The sequence below is a fragment of the Alkalimonas sp. genome, from assembly GCF_020831925.1.
Taxonomy (GTDB): Bacteria; Pseudomonadota; Gammaproteobacteria; order Enterobacterales; family Alteromonadaceae; genus Alkalimonas.
This window is the reverse complement of the sequence record NZ_JAFIFQ010000001.1, coordinates 115,087-134,391: the sequence shown is the minus strand read 5'-3', so window position 1 is coordinate 134,391 and position 19,305 is coordinate 115,087. Positions and strand designations below refer to the sequence as shown.

The window sequence follows — 19,305 nt, the reverse complement described above, 5'->3', positions numbered from 1 at the left end:
GGCGGCTTTATCAAAAACGATACAATTACTGAGCGCTAGGAGCGTAAGTAAAGGTGACCAGCTGCGTGAACGTATTAGTTCCAGTACCAGTTACAATAGTGGTACTGCCAACACAGAAGCCATCAGCATTGATTTGATCATCACCCTGACAACCCAGTACTGGTGGAATGATGATTTCTTCATCAGGCAGTGTGGTGCCACGGCTGTTAGAAATAATAGCAGCAGCAACAGCCAGGCCAACAGCACCAGCAACGATGTGCTCGCCATTCACATTACCAAAAGCACCAGCACTTGAACCACCAGCCTGCTCCTGAGCAACAGCAGTACCCGAAACAAGAGCAGCCATCGCGGCTGCAACTAAAAGCTTTTTCATAGAAATCCCTCTATTTCCCTAAACAGACTCTCAATGCTTGATGTTAACCGAATATACCTTTCCCAGCAAGTGCTTTATGGCAAAACCACGAAAAAATTAAAGCAATGGCAGCATCAAGCAGACAACTGATTAACAGCAGCTCCGGTATCTACCAATAGCCTGGACACCGGGCTTGGCTCGGTTTCAGGTTGATGATTCGCAGCACTGTTTTGCTGCGCCTCTAATACCAGATCACAGAGTTTGTCCTGATAACTAAAGTCTATGGGTGCCCCTTTCATACAAGCAATCAGATCTTGCACAGCAAAAGCATCGCAACAGGCTTCCAGTGAGCCAAGCAACGTCAATACCGCCGGCCAATCCAGGCTGGCCTCGTCTCCTGCCATAATGCGAGGATGTGCTGTTTCGCGGATATTCTGACCAATAATAAGCTCTTCAAACAGCTTTTCTCCTGGCCGCAAACCCGTATAACGAATTTCAATATCCCCCTCTGGATGCTGTAAGTCTTTTACCTCCAACCCCATCAAGTGAATCATACGACGCGCCAGCTCATCAATACGCACCGGTTCGCCCATATCCAGCACAAAAACATCACCGCCCTTCCCCATAGCACCAGCCTGGATCACCAATTGAGCGGCTTCAGTAATGGTCATAAAGTAGCGGATAATATCTTTGTGTGTCACAGTCACAGGCCCACCGCGCCGAATTTGCTCGCGAAACAGGGGCACCACCGAACCCGACGACCCCAGCACATTGCCAAAGCGCACCATACTAAAACGCGTCTTGCTATCCTGCCGCTTCGCAATGGCCTGCAGCACCAGCTCAGCAATACGTTTGGATGCCCCCATCACATTGGTTGGCCTTACCGCTTTATCGGTAGAAATAAGCACGAAGGTTTCTACTTTCGCTGCTATGGCCGCTTCAGCGGCATACCAGGTACCAAACACATTGTTGCGCACCCCTTCCACTACATTAAATTCGACCATAGGCACATGCTTGTATGCCGCAGCATGATAGACCGTTTGCACCCCAAAGCTTTGCATGACGGAACGCATTCGTTGCTGATCCTGCACAGTTCCCAAAATGGTACGCAACTCCACATCGAGTTTATCACGCTCCACCAACAACCGAAGCTCCTGCTCTACACTGTATGCAGCATACTCAGATAGCTCAAACAACACCAACATGGTCGGTTCATTTTTCAAGATCTGACGACATAACTCCGAGCCAATCGAGCCACCGGCACCGGTCACCATCACCACCTTGCCTTGAATATTGGCGTGCATTAACTTGAGCTTGGGTGCCTCTGGATCCCGGCCCAGCAAATCTTCAATTTTCACATCCTGCAACTCATCAATGCGCATATCGCCATTGACCAGCTCATTCATCCCAGGCACCGACTGCACCGGAACCGGCAAGGTCTCTAATGCATCTAAAACTTCGCGCCGACGGACTCTGCTAGCCGATGGTAAGGCCAAAAGAACCCGCTGAATATTCTGCGTTTTGATCAACAGTGCAATGTTGTGAGGATTGCCTACCGGCATGCCGAGAATGGTAGATTTTTGCAAAGTACTGTCGTCATCGACAAACAGGATTGGATGGTATTGATCACCGTTTAACAGAGCTTGCGCCAGCTGACGGCCTGAAGAGCCGGCACCATAAATCAGTACCCGCTCTTTCAGCGAATTGTTCATTTGAACCAAAAACATGCGCGCCAGCAAACGTGAGCCTGCACAAAGCAGCATCGCTAAAAGCGCGTAAACAAAGATCAGATTGCCTTTATCTTCCACCCCAAACAGGGCAAACAGCACACTGATCAATAAAGCACTGCCAACAATACCTGCCAGCACAGCACCAAAAGCATGCTGACCAATGTAACGGATCACCGCACGATACAAGCCCAACTTAGTAAAAGTTAGTAATGTCAGCGGAACGGTCAGCGCAAAAGCCAGCGCAATTTCCGGAATATGCCCACTCACACCATTCTGGGTGAGGAAGTAAGCCGAAGCCATGGCAAAAATCAGAAAAACTATATCGGCGATCACCGAAAAAAAGCGCTTTACTGGCCTAGGCAAGGATAAAAGCCAAGCTAACATGAAGATTCCTTTACAAGACTGAGCATAAGACCAACAGTCAAAATTTGAACCAGTATAGCGCATCGGCGCGTATTAATTAAGCTCAATACCAAGTAAACCCTAGCTTCGAGCGTCCTCAGTTACCAACTCCTACCAGCTTGTTGCAGGACTTCTGCCAACTGGTTACAACAATGTTCCATTTGTTGGTCGGTGATACTCGGATGCACCAACAACATCAAACTTGTCTCGCCCAGCAGCTTCGCACAGGGCAGTCGCTCGGTGGGCCGAAAAGGCGTATCAGCAAAAGCCTGCTCCAAATACACTTCACTGCAACTGCCCTGATAACAAGGAACATCTGCAGCCATCAATCGCTGGCAGATAGCATCTCGGCTCCAACCAGCAGCCAGCAACTCAGGCCGGACAAAAAAGTAGTGCTTGTACTCAGCGTGTAGGACATCATCCGGTACCTGAACCCGCCGCAGCAGAGGGAAGGCTGCCGCCGTACCATCCAGCTGAGCGGCCAACTGCCGTCGACGCGCACTCCAGTCAGGCATACGTTGTAACTGAATACGACCAATGGCAGCTTGCATTTCCATCATGCGCCAATTGTGTCCAAAGCTGTGGTGCAGCCAACGAAAGCCTGCCGGGTGCTGCTGATGATAGACCGCATCATAGCTTTTACCATGGTCTTTTAAGGCCCACACTCGTTGCCATAACGCTTCATCATTGGTGGTGACCATGCCGCCCTCACCACCTGTAGTCATGATTTTATCCTGACAAAAGGACCAGGCGGCAATATGCCCCAAAGAACCAACCGAACGGCCTTGATAACGGGCACCATGTGCTTGGGCACAATCCTCAATCACCCAGAGGCCATGCTGCTGTGCCAACGCCATGATGGCATCCATATCGGCTGGCATACCAGCCAGATGCACCACCACAATAGCTTTGGTCTTTGAGGTCAGACAAGGCGCAATGGTATCGGCAGACAATGCCTGGGTATTCAAATCCACATCAGCGAATACCGGAGTTGCACCGGCATTCACTACAGCCGACACCGTGGCGATAAAGGTGCGGGGCGGAACTATCACCTCATCGCCAGGGCCCAGCTGCAACGCCTTTATAGCCGCATCCAGTGCCAGGGTGCCATTGGCCAGGGCCACTGCAAAACGACAATCGGCAAAGACGGCAAATTCTTGCTCGAACAAGCGGGTTTGCTCTCCAGTCCAGTAATTCACCCGGTTGGATAATAATACCTGCCTGACGGCCTCGGCTTCTTCCTCTGAAAAACATGGCCAGGGTGCCAGTGTTGTGTTCAACATTGGGGGCTCCTCCGCTCCAGCCGCTTAGCCAGAGCCGGTGAAAAGGTAGCAAACAGGTACAGCAGATCGCGCCAGACACTGTACTCCTGATAATAAGCGAGGTTGATCCGTACTTTATCAGGCCAAATCACCTCATCATTGTAAGCTTTGGCATCACTGGCCGCTGCCAGCAAGGCTTCTTCATGGCGATATTTAATGGAAGCCGGTCCAGTAATGCCTGGGCGCAGCTGCAAGATGAGCCGCTCTTCACCCTGCAAGCAGTCAGCATAACCAGGAACATCTGGCCGGGGCCCAACAAAGCTCATGTCACCTTTTAACACATTCCAAAGTTGCGGCAACTCATCAAGCTTAAAGCGGCGGAAAAGACGGCCACTGCTGGTAATATCGTGCTGACAATTAGCAGTAATGGAGCTTCGTTCCCCCCGGGCATCAAACATGGTTTTAATTTTACACACCCAAAAAGGCCGACCGAACCGACCAATGCGCTGTTGAGTAAAGATACCATTGCTTCGGGTTTCCACGCTCGCAATCAGCCAGCAGAGCAGCAGCAACCAGCCAAGCGCAATCAAGCCAGCCAGCGCCAGCAAAAAATCCAGGCTACGTTTGATAAAAGCTTGCCGGGGCGTCAAGTCAGCACTCCTAAAACTTATTCAACGCAATCAATTTACGCAGTAACAAACGCCACCAGGGCGCCGTGTCGCCAGATTGCTGACGCAACTGCTGCATTTGGGCAATCACATGCTCTGGTGTGGCATACGCCTGCGTCACCGAACTTAAATAACACGGATAGAGGATCAAGGTGGCTGCCACCAACTCTGCCAGGCTACGTTGCCTTCCTCTGCGTGGTGGCGGGTACCTATCGTCTGTTAGCCCCCAACCAGCATAAAATGGCTGACCATAACACACCACTCTTCGCTGGCGCAGCAAAGCTTCAAAGCCAGCCAGTGACGTCAGGGTATGCACCTCATCCACCAGTGTCAAAAGATGCGCCATATCTTCAGCAAGCACCACTTCATTGCAATACTGACTGGCCTGCTGCTCGGCGCTACCTGCCACGCGAAGGCCTGCCTGCACATCCGGATGAGGCTTGTACAGCAACCACGCATCAGGATTCGCTTCTCGCACAGCCTTAATCAAGGCCAGGTTGGTTTTAAGTACCGGTGAGCCTAACTGGATAGAGGCATCAGACTCAACCTGCCCCGGAATAAGAATGACTCGCGGCTTACCGACTGGACGTTGCCAATGACTTTGGCCAAGATTGTACTTAGTGACCTTGCTTTGCAGCAATAACTGAATCAGGCGCTCTGCCCTGGCTTGCAATTCAGCTGGAAAATCTTGCTGTTGCAACAAGGTTTCCAAAGCCGATGGCCGGGTAGCATCGTAATAAATACCCTCGTTATCCAGCACCCAGGATGCCGGGCGAATCAAATCGGCGCCAAGGCCCACCGAACGGATAAAGCCATCTTCAACATGCAGCCGTGGCGCAGCAAGATCTGTGCTGTTTTTCACGCCCCAGACAGCCAGTGTCTGGTAAGCATCACGCTCGGCGGCTTGTTTAACAAAGGTAAGCTGACTGCCTTGCAGGAACTTTCTGAGTATAGGTTTCTTCCAACGAGGGAAACGCAAAGCCTGCACCTGCAGCGGGAAACGCGAACGCTGAGACCGCTGCAATGCCAGCCAGTCAAGCAAAGTCTCCACTTCGCAGGGTTGTGAGGTTTCCGGATCGATGTATCTGGGATAGTCAATTAAGGCCGCATGGATCAATTGCTGCAACGAAACCGCACCGCGTCGTTCAGGCGCTGGCAATGCATCCACTGTCAGCCCCCAGCCAGCGTAAAACGGCATGCCAAAGGTGTACACCGGCTTTTGCCAGAGCAAGGCTTCAAACCCCATCTGCGAAGTCACGCAATAAACCGCCGTGGAGCCTTCAAGTAAGCAAGCAGGGTGAGCGTCTTCAGCCAACAATTGAACCCGTGCGAAATCCGCAGCCGACAGACGCTGTTCCAACGCATCAAAATGTCCCTGCTTTTTGCCTGTCAGCACATCTGGGTGGACTTTCAGCACAATCCGATGCTTTGGATACTGCCGCAAGGCAGCGTCCAGCATCTGCCAAAAGCGTTCCGCATCGGCCAAGCCAAAACGAATGGAAGCATCACCATAGGTTTGGTCTACCACCAATACAAAAGGCTCAACAGGCAGTTGCAGCAAGTCCCGATTGTGATTGTACTTAGACACCCGCCCTCGTTGCCATGCTTGCTGCAAGGCGCTGGCCCTGTCGGTCTGTATTTTTGTCAACGGCTGCTGAACCAAACGCTCCAGCCGCGATGGGCCAGAGGCATCGTAATAAATGCCCTCATCATCCAGCACCACCGAATAAGGCGGACAATGCAGCCCCAACCCAAGCGAGCGTAAAAAACCGTCCTCCAACCGTAAAACTGGTAACTGCTGCCTGGCCGCATAGCGCTCCCCCTTAGCAGCCGAAGGCTTTTTACCCCACACTAAGACAGCATCAGCCTGTGCGGGCCGCAAGCTGAGCCGGGCAGAGTAACGCACCACAGCGCCCTGTAAGAACTGAGACAAATAAGGCAGCTTCGCCAATGCCGGTGATAGCGTCAGCAAACAGTTTCTGTTGGATAACTGCTCAACCACAACTGCAGGCATCATTCGTCCCACACCGCACGTTCTAATTGGCTGGATGACAGAACAGCTCGCTGCTGCAGCTGCTTACGCAATTCTGGCTTTCGAGCCAAATCCACTATCGCATCTGCCCAGACTTGTGGTTGATTTGGCAGCAACAAGCCATTCTCACCATGGCTGACTACTTCGCTGTATATACTACCCTCAGTATAAATTCCCACTGCACCTGCCCGGGTAATATCAAAGAACTTGGTGTAAGAACGAGCCTGATTAAAGCGCCCGCCGAGCAAGGGTGCCAAGCCAATATCCCGCTGGCCCCTGGACAGCAACGCCTGGTAGGCTGGCCAGCTCATAGGATGCAATACATGCACAGGGCCCATCCCCCGGTACATCAGATTCACCTCTGCACCACCAATAATTTCAAAGCTAACGCCCTGTTCAGCTCTGAACACCTCTTCAACAACCGGCCTTAACCAATCAATTTCATGACGATGTGAGGCTGAACCATGGTAAAACAACGTCAATTGCTGCGCCGTCGCCGGTGGCAGACATGCCTGCACCAGTCGGGGCCGCCATGCCTGATACTTTTGCTGCAAGTAGGGTGTAGATACCCAGAGTTCGGCCTGGCTTTGTTGCAGCCATTTTTTTCGGGTATACGCCATTCGGGCGAGCTTGTAGCGGTAACGCCAGGGCAAGCCATTAAATGCCGATAAATCAAACAGGTCATCGTCCATAAAATAAACCAGACGCTTCACCTGACTCGCATGCAAGCGGATCCAGCGTTGCCAGCTCTTGCTGATATAACGGACAAAGACAACGGCGACCTGCTCACCAGCACGGAGTTGCGGCAACTGGTTCAATCCTAAATGCTCAACATCCAGCTCACTTTGCTTCAATTCTGGCGCCACAAAAAAATCCGTTGACGGATTGGAGCGCTCTTCCACCACAAAAATACGACTCAGTTTCAAGGCTGCCATGGTTTGCTTACTCGTGGAGCGGCACTTAAGCGGAAATCGGCCGCTGTGCCATTTAAATTCGGATTATAAAACGGATCACCCTGCATAATCTGCGCCCAGCGTTTACGCATGTAGGCGGCTTCCTGAGCAGCGCGGCGCTGTTTTACAGGATTATCATCCTTGCCACGCGATACGGACTCGTAATGATACAACAGCGCCAGCGGGGTATACAGCACCCGCCAACCGGCTTCCCGAACTTTTAAACAATAATCGACATCGTTAAAGGCGACGGTCAGTTCGGTTTCATTGAGTCCGCCCAGCTCCTGGTAAAGCGCGCGTCGGGTAAGTAAACAAGCCGCCGTTACTGCGGATAAGTCCTGCGACAGAACTGCCCGCCCCATATAACCGGGCTCGCTGGCTGGTAAGCGAAAGTGCAGATGGGTAGCACAGCCACCAACACCAAGGACATCGCCAGCGTGCTGCACCCTTTCATCGGCAAACAACAGGCGCGCTCCGACAATACCAACATCGGGCTGACTCAACTGACCAACCATTTGTGCCAACCAATCGGCACGAATCACCTCGGTATCATTATTCAACAAACAAATCAGCTCACCCGTCGCGTGCTGTACCGCGTAATTATTGATGGCCGAGTAATTAAAAGGCTGATCGAAGCGCAGCACCCGCACCCGGGGATCCTGTGCGATCTCAGCAAAATAGTTTAAAGTGGCCGGATCATCGCTTTGGTTATCAACAATCAGTACTTCAACCGCCGGATAATCAGTGCCATCAAGCACACTGGCGACACAGGGCTTTAGCAAATGCAACATATTGCGGGTTGGGATCACCACCGACACCAAAGGTACCGGCTGTGGCACTGCATAGTGAATATCCAGATAGCCATGGCTGTTTGATTCCACCCGGGCTGTAATGCCCTGACGACTTAAATGCTGCGACACCACATCAGCGCTAAGTGCTGGCTGAGCCCCAGCCGTAAGGCTTGGTTGGTGCCATAAAATGGCCGGAATATGCTGGACACAGGTATCGGGCAATTCAGCCAGTTGCAACACCAATTGCTGCACAGTCGGTACCTGGTCTTTCAACGTTGCACTTTCCAACCAACCGCTTTGCAACAAAGCGCCGGCCTTTACCAGCAACGTATCGCCGGTGAAATGACTGCTACGCGCCAGCTCCAGGCTCCAGTCTGGCTTAAACTGCGGGGCTGTGCGCTGACCGCTGTCATCCAACAGATCATGGTCGCTGTACAGCCAACTGGCCGCAGAAGCTTCAAAAGCTTCCAGCCACCAGCAAAGCGCCATCGGTGCCAAAGCAACCCCTGCAGGCATGATCAACACCGGCTGGTTTGGTTCCAATGCAGCCAGGCCCTGTTGCAGCTGATCGTGGCTGCACTGTTGTCGTGGTACCCGACAAGGCAAATCCACTTCTGATGCAGTAGCGAGTACCAAACAATGTAACTTGGACACAGCCGCCGCATTCAGGCCCAAACTCAGCTCAATACTGGCTAAAGTGCGTTGCCAGCAGGTTGCAGTTGTGCTTTCCTGTTCCAGCAACACCAGCGTCAGTCGGTGTTTAGCAAGCAGTGCAGGTAAGCGCTGCTGCACCGCTTTTCGCTGGCGGGCGGTCAGGCTCTCAAAGCGCTGCTGCCACTCCAGATAGTCCATCTCGGGCGCACAGGCACGTAACTGGCCGATACGCCGATAACATTCGGCAGGCGCTCTGCAAACCAACGGCCAATCAATACCGGCTTGCTGGCGTTGCGCTCTTGACGCCCGCCAGCAAAACAAGGCGATGCGGCGCCACAAACGCCATTGGTATTGCCAGCGACTGACTGGCTGCCACTGCAAACCGTCCAGCACAAAACGCCCCGGCTGTTTTAAAGGCTGCAGCCAAGCCTGGCTGGCACCATCAGGAATACAGAATACTTCGGCCAACGTACCTTTTAAGCTGGTAGGGACCGGCAGTTGCACCACCCCTGCAGGAGTCAGAAAACACACATGCAACTCAGCAGAGCCATCCAGTACCTGGATACCACCTGACAGCGCCAACCAACGCCCGGTCAGACCGCCAATGAGTTCAATACGACTTGCGCTATCCCCCAGCCAGGTGCCACTCTCAGGCTGCCAGCTGGCAGCCTGTACTTGCCAAGTCGCCGCTGCCGGCATCTTTGCGGCCATGTGCGTCATCGTCTTTCCTGTAGGGTAATGCCCTGTTCAACAAGCCAGTTTGCCAACTTTTGCTGCAGTGCCGCTGCGCTATAATCAGCAACCACCTGCTGAAAAGCCGTTGTGATCAACTGCTGGCGCAGCGGTACATTTTCCACTAAGCGTGCAATCGCCGCGGCAACCGCCTCAATATCGGCAAAATCTGCCAGCAGACCTGTTTGCTCATGTAGCACCAGCTCGGGTAAAGCGCCCCAGCGATAACATACCACCACGCGTCCGGCCGCCATGGCTTCGAGCACTGTGCGGCCAAATGATTCTTGAAAATGCGACAAGTTGACAACAATATCCAGTGGTGCCAAGGCTTCCTCGGGTGACTTGGCGTAACCGGCAAAATGCAGCGAAGCAGGCAAACGGCCAGCAGTTTGCTCTGCTTTTAGCTGCACAGTATGGTCGTTATCCGGCCCAATCAACCAGCACTCCACCGGTAGCTGCTGTGCGGCCAGCAATTGACTAAGCCGAACAAAATCTTGCAGGCCTTTTTTTGGCAGATTACTACTGATCATACCCAATCGAAGCGGGAGATCCCCGGCTCGTTTCGGCAGCCGTGCAAAGCGATCTACGTCCACCACATTGTTCATTACCGTTGTTCGCTCAGGAGCCTCCAAATAGTCTGCTGTAGCCCTGGAGTTGGCAATAAACCCATCCGCCAAAGCCAACAAATGGCTACGGATTTGGCAAGCCTCGGCACCAAGTTCGGCGCACAATGCTTCATCAGCTGCAGGCAGCTCCCGCACATGCACAATGCCAGGGATCAGCAACTGACGTGCCGCATGCAAAGGCTCATACAGCACCAGAGTATTGCAATAACACAGGACAGGCCGGTACGCTTGCATCAGGGTTTTAAAGCGTAAAATGGTTTGCTCACAAGGCTGCCGCCCCTGATACCACCAACGATAAGGCAACAGCACCAGTTGCTGAGCCAGAGCCTGCAGTTGCGAAAGGTAACTGTCAGAGCGAGCACCAGGCAGCGTAACCAACACATTCAATTGTAACGCTTGTAGCGCCTTTAACACATCCAGCAAGCTGCGCTCAGCACCGTACAGATCCGGGCCGGCTGCATGCGCAACCACCAACAACCAGGGACGCTCGGGCCAGATGGCACAGGCCCCTGTCAACTGCACACAACCATAATCCTGCTGGTCGTCTGCATCTTCCAGGCTTTCCAAATAATGGAGCAGTGGGTTGGCGTGGGCTGTTATGTTCTGTTGCAATCGGTAGCCACTGCTGCTGAAATTTGGCCCTGGATCGCGATTCTCCTGGCCACCATAGCGCAGATAATGCAGCGCCGGATCCATGCCCGCGTTGGCAACATCACGGTAAGTCGATAAATACCAGTCAGGTTCAAACAAATCACTTTGTTGCAGCAACAACAACTTACGGTGCTCTTGCTGCTGAGCTGTGCCCCGACACATTCGGGCTGGCACCACAAAAGGCCTTTGCTGGGGCAACTGGGGCAGATACAACTGCTTAGGCTGTGCTACAGCCTGATGCCATTGCCTCGCGGCCGCCAGATAACGCTGGCGCAAGCCAACAAATTGGGTGCGTAAGTGGGTAGCGCTTTGCTGCGTTAAAGAAGTAGCATCGCTGCGGCCAAACGACAAAGGGATACCCGGCAATACATCGACAAGTGCGCGCGAACCAAACGCCGCCTGGATGCGTTCCAGGTACTCGGTGTCGGCATTCACCGACACCCGATCCCAAAAGCCGATAGTTTTGAATACCCGACGTCGAAACAGTAACGATGAGGTATTGCGGTAGATCCAACCCGGCTCAGGGCGCCAGCGTTCAAACACCAGCTCCGGCAAGGTACGTACCCAGTGCGATAAAGACGCCATGGCTTTCGGGTTGGCTTCAAGTGCCCGCACCTGATGCTCAATTTTTTGTGGATGCGACCAGTCGTCGCTGTCATGCGTGGTGATAAAACGTCCGCGCGCCTTTGCCAGGCCTGCATTGCGGGCGGCATAAGCCCCCTGATTTTCCGGCTGGCGCAGCAATCGAATACGGCTATCACTGGCCGCAAACTGCTCAACCACGGCAGCAGACTCATCGCTGGAAGCATCGTCGACAACCAGAATTTCAAGCGCTTGCCAACTTTGTGCCTGCAAACTACGCAGCGCCGTTGCTATCGTTTGTGCCGCATTAAAACAGGGGATAATCACCGACACCAAAGGCATTTGAGTTGGCAGATAACTGCGCCAACCGCTGCGTTTTTTCGCAGCTACCGGCTCTGTGCTTAGCTGATCCAGCTGCACAGTCTGCGCTGGCTGCAGCACTGCCAAACCCGCTTGCTGAAACACCCGGTTGAGATCCTGCAACTTGGCCGCACCGCATAACAATGACGCCCGGGCCAGTAATAAATCAGGCAATTCCCCCAACTCCAGGATGGCCTGTTCAATGTACTTTTTGGCCTGTTCAAGCTTATCGACCTGCTGCAAAGCCCGCACCAGCAGCAGCCAGCAGCCATGATGGCCAGGCAGAACCTGACGCCACGGGTTTTTAAGCCAAAGCAGCAGCACCTCCACTACCTGCGGCCAGCGCTGATTGCTGCCATGCCAACGCGCCAATACCCAGGCCGCAAAGGCTTGCTCCTTGGTACTGCCTGTTTGCAACAACTGCTGCAATTCAAACTCTGCATCGTCACGGGTTTGAAACCAAAGCTGCTGCTCCAGCTCAGCCGCTTTTAAATCGCAGGGCAAACGCCCTTCGTTTTGACCAAAACGACAAAAATGCTGCCAGGGATCCATGCCGGCAGCCGCAACATCAGGATTGGCTTTAAGGTACCAATCGGCGTCAAACAAGGCCCGCATCTGTTCCGACATCAGCATTGCTCTCGGAGTTGGCGCAGGCTAAGCCAATGCCGGATGCGCATACGCCAGCTCACCGGAAAGCGCTGTTTAAAGGCCGTAAACAAGTTACGGTATTGAACACTTTTGCCCGCAACAAAATACTCCGGCAACATGCGCAGATAATAACAGTGCAACTCATCCAGGTTGGTGACATACATATTGGGCGTATCGCTGAAGGTATCGTAGTCTTTTTTTGGAGTACGCCAGTCGCCGTAGTTTTCTTCCAGGTACCGCTCTGGATCAGCCGGAATGGCATAGCGGCCACCAAGAAACCCGGTTTCTGTCAGACGAAAAGGGGTATTGGTCCAGCCGGTTTTCTGACCACTGTGATGCAGCACACCGTCCTGCAGCCAATGGGTAAAAATATCAATCAGAACACCGTTGGCATGGCGTACCTGCAACACTTTATCATGCGCACTGTGCTGCACTAAAAAACGGCCGCTTTGCCGCAACCCCTTTGCCAGGCTAGCCAAGGGCACATCCTCCATCACGCCAACATCGATGTCTTTATCGTGTGCCAAAATGCCGCCTTCACGGATACACCCCAATAAAGTGCCGCTAATAAGAAAGAACTGCTGTCCCAAACGGTGAAAATCCTGCTGCAAACACGACAAGGCTAGCTGTGCTTTTTGCTGCCAATCGGTCGGATCCTCGATATTCTCCGCTTTTTTAAACCGCTCCGGCTTGGTCAGCATCAGCTGATAGCGCTGAGTTAAAGCCTGCAAGGCTTCAGGGTAAGCCTTGATTTCACGGGCAGCAATAGCATACAGGAACAGTGCCTGAGCGGCCTGTTTATCGCCCTTCTTAACAAAGGGCTGAAGTAGCAGCCAGTAGCCTGCCAAGGCGTTTTTATCGTCAATGGCAAAGCGATAAAGCTCTACCCCCGCAGACCAATGCTGCAGCTGATCAAAGTGCTGCAACACCGTCTGGCGAGCACCGACGTAATCTCCCTGCTCTAGCAGGCAAAACAACTGATAACGGCACAGCTCGGTGGTCCACTCAGGGCAAGCATAGCGGCTGATGTCTGCCAGTAAGTGCTGGCATAAGCGCATGCAGCTATCATAATCACCACGATAAAACAGCAAGCGAGCCTGACGAAACTGGCAGGCAACTTGTAATTCAGCATCCTGCTGAGGCACTTCCTGCAATAAAGACTCAGCCGCTGCATGATCACCTTGCTCAAAAGCCTGATCACTGGCGTCCAAACCAGCATGCTGCAGATCTGGCCTGGGTTTACGCCCTTCATGGATGCCAAACTGCACATAATGCAACAGCGGGTTAAGCCCGGCAGAACTCACATCCGGATACTGCAGCAGGTACCAAACGGTTGAAAAATAACGACTTGGATCCAACTGTTTCTGCCAGCCGTGCTCTGCATAATGCTGCCAGGCAGCAGCAAAATCAGCAAACCTTTGTTCTGCTTGTTGCCCATACCACTCAGGCTCAAGCAAATGACTGGCTTTGATTTTGGCCAGTACTTCTTTCGTCACTGTCATCAACTAATCCATGTCTTCAAGCCAGCGTCAATGCGCAGCACTGAACTCAACATCCACATTCGGCTGATTGCTCATCATACCTGCAATGACTTCCCGGACAGGCGCCTGATTAAACACCACCTCATACAACCCCATAACCAGCGGCATATAAATATCTTTTTCAATCGCTTGCTGCCGCACTTGCTTCAAGGTATTGACCCCTTCAGCCACTTCACCAAGCTCCTCGATGGCGCTAGCCAGGCTTTTGCCTTGCCCAAGTGCATAACCCACCCGGTAATTGCGGCTAAGCGGAGAAGAACAGGTCACAATCAAGTCCCCAATACCCGACAGCCCTAAAAAGGTCATAGGGTTAGCCCCTTCCGCCACCGCAAAGCGACTCATCTCGGCCAAACTACGGGTAATCAGCATGCTGCGGGTGTTTTCCCCCACGCCAAGGGCCGCACTTAAACCGGAGGCGATGGCATAAATGTTTTTCAAGGTGCCACCCAGTTCGACACCAAAGACATCATCACTGGCATAAGCCCGAAAGGTTTTGCTGCATAAAATTTGTTGCACCCGCTGACACAAGGCGTCACTCTTGCTAGCAATGACTGAAGCCGTGATGTGGCCAGCCGCAATTTCTTTGGCCAAATTAGGGCCGCTGAGTACACCAATCGGATTGTGCGGAAATAGTTCGGTTAAAATATCGCTCATCAGAGCAAAAGTACTGGCTTCTACGCCTTTGGTGGTGCTGATAAGCAACTGCTCAGGCACCACAAAAGCACTGGCTTGCTCGGCAACCTGACGGAAGTTACTACTTGGAATGGAAACAAAGACTGCCTCGGCATCCTGCACGGCCCACTGCAAATCGGTACCCGCTGTCAGGTTTTCTGACAAAGCATAGCCTGGTAAATAGCGCGCATTCTCTTTGTGCTGATTAATCGCATCGGCCCGCTGCTGATCGCGCAACCACAAGCGAACCGAATGACCATTTGCGGCCATAATGTTCGCAATCACAGTGCCAAAACTACCACCACCTAAAACTGCTATGTGTTTGCTCATCGCTTTCTCTGCATTCTGCGTTTTAACAACCATCATAACAAAGTTTTTCCAGGATGCGCAGCCTGGCATGCACCACTGCTTACTTTCTCAGCAAAGCAACTTTAAAGCTGCTGTAAAGCTGCTGGTTTGCCAGCTGGCACCGCAAAACGGGCCAACACGGATACCGCGGATTCAGGATTTGCAATCTCCTCAACCGCAAAGAGGGTCACCTCGGTTTTGTTCTGCTGAATCTCAACCAGGCCATAGCCGCGATACTCGGCATTGGCATACAACAGGTGTGGATTACGGCTCAAGTGCCGCCGCATGCCCGCTTCAGTAGCACGGCTTTGCGAGCTGATGCTGGTGCCGGTAAACTCAGTACCAAGCACTTTGGATTCCTTGTTGTATGGATCCGCGTGCACTTTGGCGACCCAATTCTGATGAATATCTCCGCCCAGCACCACCAGGTTCTCATGATCACTTTGCTGAAACAGGTGCAACAGCCTGGCTCTGGCTTCTGGATAACCGTCCCAACTATCCCGGCTCATATTCCGCAAAGCCCCTACATGGTAATTGGCCGGCGTAAAACGGGTTTGCTGCACCACAACATGCCAGCTGGCCTGTTTTGCTTGCGTTGACAACATCGCTTGCTCCAGCCACTGCTCCTGCACCTCACCAAGCATGGTTCGGTACGATTTGGCATCGGCACAAACAGCGGCCACGCCGTCCGATGGCGACTCACCACAGTAAGGAGCAGCCCGGTACTGGCGATTATCAATCAAGTACAGTCGGGCCAGCTTGCCGATATCCAGCGCTTGATACAGCTGCAAGCTACCATGCTTTAATAAGCCTTCAATACCGGCAATCAGGCTGCTGGAGCGCAGTGGCATATGCTCGTAGAAGGCCTGATAAGCGGCAGCACGCAACTTAGAAATATCGCCACGCCCCTCAGTGGACTGCTGGCCAAAATAGTTGTTCTCGACCTCATGATCATCCCAGGTAATCAACCAGGGGCAAGCGGCATGCATCGCTTGTAAATCCGGATCCGACTTGTAAAGCGCATAGCGGGCACGATAATCATTAAGGTTACGAATACGTCTGAGGGAATGTGGCCTTGGTGCACCGGCACGGCTGCGGTATTCATAAATATAGTCCCCGACAAAGCAAACCAGATCAGGTTGTTGCTCACGCATATGACGATAAGCAGTGAAATAACCATCCTCATAGCGCTGACAAGAAGCATAAGCCAGCCGAATGGAGCTTACAGCCTCGCCAACAGCAGGCAAGGTTCTCGCCCGGCCCAACGGGCTCTGATAGCCCGCCACCCGAAAGCGATAATGGTACCAATGGTTCGCTTTTAGCCCATCCAGCTCGACATGAACGGAATGCGCCAGCGCAGCCAATGCCACCGCCTGCCCCTGGCGCACAACTTGGTCGGGCTGCGCTGCATCGAACAACTCCCACTCCACCACTACATCCTGATCCGTCAGCTGCTCACTTAGCAAGCGGGTCCAGAGCACAAAGCCAGTGGCATCGGGTGAGCCACTGGCCACACCCAACTGAAAAGGGTTCCCCCAGAATACCGGCCGACGCGTTGTGCTGGCGACATAAGGCAAGGCAGCCGCTGCGGCAACCAGCCCCAACAGCTTCACAAAATCACGTCGACGAAAAGAGCGCTTATCAGTCATAGGTTACTTTTTTACGAAAGGCCGGCCAGCTTAGCAAATTTCCGGCCCTGGGTAATCAAACAGCAGCGACTTTGCTTAGGTTGCCACCACGGCAGCAATCCCCCGCCGGGTAAACTCTCGCTGCAAAGCTTGCTTAGCCGACTGATCACCATGCACAATGCGCACTTGCTTAGGTTTGCGGCGCATGCGGCAGACAAAATTCAACAAACCCTGCTGATCAGCATGGGCCGAATAGCCCCCCAGCGATAAAATCTCCGCTCGCAGCGCAACACGCTCCCCATCAATGGTGACAAAAGCCCCGGGCCTGTTACCAAAGCGCTGCAATTGGGCACCCAAAGTCCCGCGCGCCTGATAACCAACAAAAATCACCTGATGCACCGGGTCTGGCAGCATTTGCTTTAAATAGTTCACTACCCGGCCGCCCTGGCACATACCACTGGCGGCAATCACAATGGCTGGCATTTTGGTTTGCGCCAGTCGCTGCACCAATTGCTGATGTTCGGCGGCCGAATCGACCGTAATTAATTGCTCAAAACTCAGTGGGTGTCGCCCTGCCGCGACCTTGGCTTTGGCTTCTTCATCCCAGCAATCTTTTAATTGACGATAGGCCGAAGTAAAACGGGCAGCTAAGGGCGAGTCGACAATCACCTTGAGTTCATCCCAACTTAAATGCTGGTGAATGGACTTGCCTTTTAACCGATGAATAATGCTTTCAAGTTCGTACAGCAGCTCCTGGGTGCGGCCAATACTAAAAGCCGGGAAAATCACCGTGCCATTATCTTGTAGTGAATGCAGCAAGGCTTGTTTTAGCCGCTTGCTGCGCGCTTTACGGTTTTCATGGTTTTTATCGCCATAGGTGCTTTCAATCACCACCCAATCAGCCCCAGCGGGCGGCTTTGGCGCGGGCAGTAAGGGCGTATAGGGCGCGCCTAAATCGCCGGAAAATACCGTGCTAAACCAGCGCCGGGCAGGCGCTATGCGATGACGGATTTCCACATAAGCTGAGCCCAGAATATGACCTGCGACCTGGAAGCGGCACTGCGCCTGCACCCCATCTGCCGCGGGTAAATCCAACCAGGCTTTGTAATCGACCGCCACAAGTTGCTGCTGCAATAGGGTTAAAAAGGTTTCAATAAGGGCCGGATCGCGGGTTACCCCCACTTTCAGAGCATCTTCCAACACCAAAGGCAGCAACAACGCGGAGGCTCTGGTGCAATAAATTGGGCCTCGAAAACCAGCAGCCAGTAAATAGGGAATACGGCCAACATGGTCAATGTGCACATGGGTCACAATCAGTGCCCGAATTCCGCTAAGGGGAAAATCAATCGATGGATCGTTTGCCGAGCCGCCAGGCCCAGTCTCATCGCCCTGAAACAAGCCGCAGTCGACCAGCAAGCTGTAATCATGCCGCAGCAAGTACTGATGACAAGAGCCGGTGACGCCATCGACAGCGCCGTGATGAATGAGTTGGGGGAAAGTCGACATCAGCTCAACTCTTCAGCTTTAGCCGCTGTAACAGGCGCTGCAGGGGCTTAAGACCAGTAGCTGGACGAATGCTTACCCGGTCCTTTGCAGCTTGTCGCTGCGCTTGTTGAAACTGCTGAAGTTGCTCACGCCCAGCGGCTAAGTTTACCTGTGTTTGCTCCATCTGCCAGTCCAGCAACACAGCGACAAAACCACGCTGCTGCAACAGTTCCCGAACGGTCTGGTGATGGTCTGCCGGGATAAAGGAGTCGATCACGCAATCGATTTTGCCATGCTGAGCCAGCCAAAAATCAACCAGCTCAGTTAGCAGACCCGCTTGGATAATACGCAGCGTCACATCGGCCCAGTCGTATTGACGCTTAACCTGACCAGCAAAGACATATTCTTGATAGTGAGCACCAATGATAGCGGCAAGCTTTGCAGGGGCCTCTAAACGACCACGAGCTACTTTGCTAAACAACATATCGCCGGAAATGACGGCTAATTTTTTGGCCGGGAATGCTTTGCGCGCCAACGTAGACTTGCCAGAGCCGGAGGCCTGTAGCAACAAAAATGCGTACGGTTTCATCGGTTGCACATGCACCACAAACCGCCTGACCGGATCGTCAGGCAGGATCAGGCCCTTGCCTTTTAGCTTCCAGGCATAGGGAGCCAGGATGGCCTCAAGTCCTTTCTGGCTGGGAAAACGGTAGACCTCCCCACCAATGGATAGATCGACCCATAGCTGGCGCCCGGTCGCTATGCCTTGCTCAAGCAACAGCATACCCTCTGGCGATAAACGCTCCATCAGCTGCTGAATATACCGCTTTTTCCCCATCGTATGATGCAAGGATGACAGCACAATCAGATCAAAGGTTTCATCCGGCAATTGCTGCAACCCTTGTTGCTGAAAATCGCAAGCTGGATAGCTGGCGCGCGCCTTTGCAATCAGTTCCGACGAAGGATCGGTTCCCAGCACACGTGCAGCACCGGAAAAATGCGCAAAGCCACACAAAAGGCCATCACCGCACATCAGGTGCAGCACCCGCAAGCCTTTTAAATCAGGCAAATGCAACAATTCCATGCGCGGCAAGGAGATACCCGAGTGTACAAAATCGCTATCCGAAGCCACCAGTTCAGGATCCAAACTCAAAGCTACCTCAACAAAGAAAACTGCCCTGCAGTGAA

At 53.0% G+C, this 19,305-nt stretch carries 13 protein-coding genes; all 13 read right to left on the bottom strand.

Going from position 1 to position 19,305, the window contains the following annotated elements; translation table 11 throughout:
* Window positions 1-25: 25 nt before the first annotated feature.
* Complete coding sequence (locus tag JJU14_RS00575; protein ID WP_228610492.1) at window positions 26-373, bottom strand: hypothetical protein; 348 nt, start codon at window positions 371-373, stop codon at window positions 26-28.
* 113 nt (window positions 374-486) lie between these two features.
* A complete protein-coding gene (locus JJU14_RS00570; protein ID WP_228610490.1) occupies window positions 487-2,466 on the bottom strand; it encodes a nucleoside-diphosphate sugar epimerase/dehydratase in 1,980 nt (659 codons plus the stop codon).
* 119 nt (window positions 2,467-2,585) lie between these two features.
* A complete protein-coding gene (locus tag JJU14_RS00565; RefSeq protein WP_228610489.1) occupies window positions 2,586-3,767 on the bottom strand; it encodes a DegT/DnrJ/EryC1/StrS aminotransferase family protein in 1,182 nt (393 codons plus the stop codon).
* Window positions 3,761-4,396, bottom strand: coding sequence for a sugar transferase (locus JJU14_RS00560; RefSeq protein ID WP_228610487.1), 636 nt, complete (start codon window positions 4,394-4,396; stop codon window positions 3,761-3,763). The genes JJU14_RS00565 and JJU14_RS00560 overlap by 7 nt, the downstream gene beginning before the upstream one ends.
* A gap of 10 nt (window positions 4,397-4,406) precedes the next feature.
* Entirely contained in the window at window positions 4,407-6,431 is a 2,025-nt protein-coding gene (locus JJU14_RS00555; protein WP_228610485.1) for a capsular polysaccharide biosynthesis protein, read from the bottom strand.
* On the bottom strand, window positions 6,428-7,381 hold the full coding sequence (locus tag JJU14_RS00550; RefSeq protein ID WP_228610483.1) for a glycosyltransferase family 1 protein: 954 nt from the start codon (window positions 7,379-7,381) through the stop codon (window positions 6,428-6,430). The genes JJU14_RS00555 and JJU14_RS00550 overlap by 4 nt, the downstream gene beginning before the upstream one ends.
* Window positions 7,369-9,564: a glycosyltransferase gene (locus JJU14_RS00545; protein ID WP_228610481.1), complete on the bottom strand. Its 2,196-nt coding sequence runs from the start codon at window positions 9,562-9,564 to the stop codon at window positions 7,369-7,371. The genes JJU14_RS00550 and JJU14_RS00545 overlap by 13 nt, the downstream gene beginning before the upstream one ends.
* The gene (locus tag JJU14_RS00540) at window positions 9,561-12,422 is read right to left on the bottom strand and encodes a glycosyltransferase (RefSeq protein ID WP_228610479.1); all 2,862 of its coding nucleotides are present in this window, start codon (window positions 12,420-12,422) and stop codon (window positions 9,561-9,563) included. The genes JJU14_RS00545 and JJU14_RS00540 overlap by 4 nt, the downstream gene beginning before the upstream one ends.
* Entirely contained in the window at window positions 12,422-13,945 is a 1,524-nt protein-coding gene (locus JJU14_RS00535; RefSeq protein ID WP_228610477.1) for a hypothetical protein, read from the bottom strand. The genes JJU14_RS00540 and JJU14_RS00535 overlap by 1 nt, the downstream gene beginning before the upstream one ends.
* Window positions 13,946-13,972: 27 nt before the next feature.
* Window positions 13,973-14,986: an NAD(P)H-dependent glycerol-3-phosphate dehydrogenase gene (locus tag JJU14_RS00530; protein ID WP_228610474.1), complete on the bottom strand. Its 1,014-nt coding sequence runs from the start codon at window positions 14,984-14,986 to the stop codon at window positions 13,973-13,975.
* Between the two features lie 101 nt (window positions 14,987-15,087).
* Window positions 15,088-16,653, bottom strand: coding sequence for an alkaline phosphatase D family protein (locus JJU14_RS00525; RefSeq protein ID WP_228610471.1), 1,566 nt, complete (start codon window positions 16,651-16,653; stop codon window positions 15,088-15,090).
* Between the two features lie 75 nt (window positions 16,654-16,728).
* The gene (locus JJU14_RS00520) at window positions 16,729-18,138 is read right to left on the bottom strand and encodes an MBL fold metallo-hydrolase (RefSeq protein ID WP_228610468.1); all 1,410 of its coding nucleotides are present in this window, start codon (window positions 18,136-18,138) and stop codon (window positions 16,729-16,731) included.
* Window positions 18,139-18,142: 4 nt separating this feature from the next.
* Window positions 18,143-19,270 carry a methyltransferase domain-containing protein gene (locus tag JJU14_RS00515; RefSeq protein WP_228610466.1) on the bottom strand — a complete coding sequence of 376 codons (1,128 nt, stop codon included), beginning with the start codon at window positions 19,268-19,270 and terminating at the stop codon, window positions 18,143-18,145.
* Between the last annotated feature and the right edge of the window lie 35 nt (window positions 19,271-19,305).

Excerpts from the sequence above, each read along its gene's own strand:
- JJU14_RS00575 (WP_228610492.1), bottom strand. The coding sequence starts at position 373 with ATGAAAAAGCTTTTAGTTGCAGCCGCGATGGCTGCTCTTGTTTCGGGT.
- JJU14_RS00570 (WP_228610490.1), bottom strand. The coding sequence starts at position 2,466 with ATGTTAGCTTGGCTTTTATCCTTGCCTAGGCCAGTAAAGCGCTTTTTT.
- JJU14_RS00565 (WP_228610489.1), bottom strand. The coding sequence starts at position 3,767 with ATGTTGAACACAACACTGGCACCCTGGCCATGTTTTTCAGAGGAAGAA.
- JJU14_RS00555 (WP_228610485.1), bottom strand. The coding sequence starts at position 6,431 with ATGATGCCTGCAGTTGTGGTTGAGCAGTTATCCAACAGAAACTGTTTG.
- JJU14_RS00550 (WP_228610483.1), bottom strand. The coding sequence starts at position 7,381 with ATGGCAGCCTTGAAACTGAGTCGTATTTTTGTGGTGGAAGAGCGCTCC.
- JJU14_RS00545 (WP_228610481.1), bottom strand. The coding sequence starts at position 9,564 with ATGACGCACATGGCCGCAAAGATGCCGGCAGCGGCGACTTGGCAAGTA.
- JJU14_RS00540 (WP_228610479.1), bottom strand. The coding sequence starts at position 12,422 with ATGTCGGAACAGATGCGGGCCTTGTTTGACGCCGATTGGTACCTTAAA.
- JJU14_RS00535 (WP_228610477.1), bottom strand. The coding sequence starts at position 13,945 with ATGACAGTGACGAAAGAAGTACTGGCCAAAATCAAAGCCAGTCATTTG.
- JJU14_RS00530 (WP_228610474.1), bottom strand. The coding sequence starts at position 14,986 with ATGAGCAAACACATAGCAGTTTTAGGTGGTGGTAGTTTTGGCACTGTG.
- JJU14_RS00525 (WP_228610471.1), bottom strand. The coding sequence starts at position 16,653 with ATGACTGATAAGCGCTCTTTTCGTCGACGTGATTTTGTGAAGCTGTTG.
- JJU14_RS00520 (WP_228610468.1), bottom strand. The coding sequence starts at position 18,138 with ATGTCGACTTTCCCCCAACTCATTCATCACGGCGCTGTCGATGGCGTC.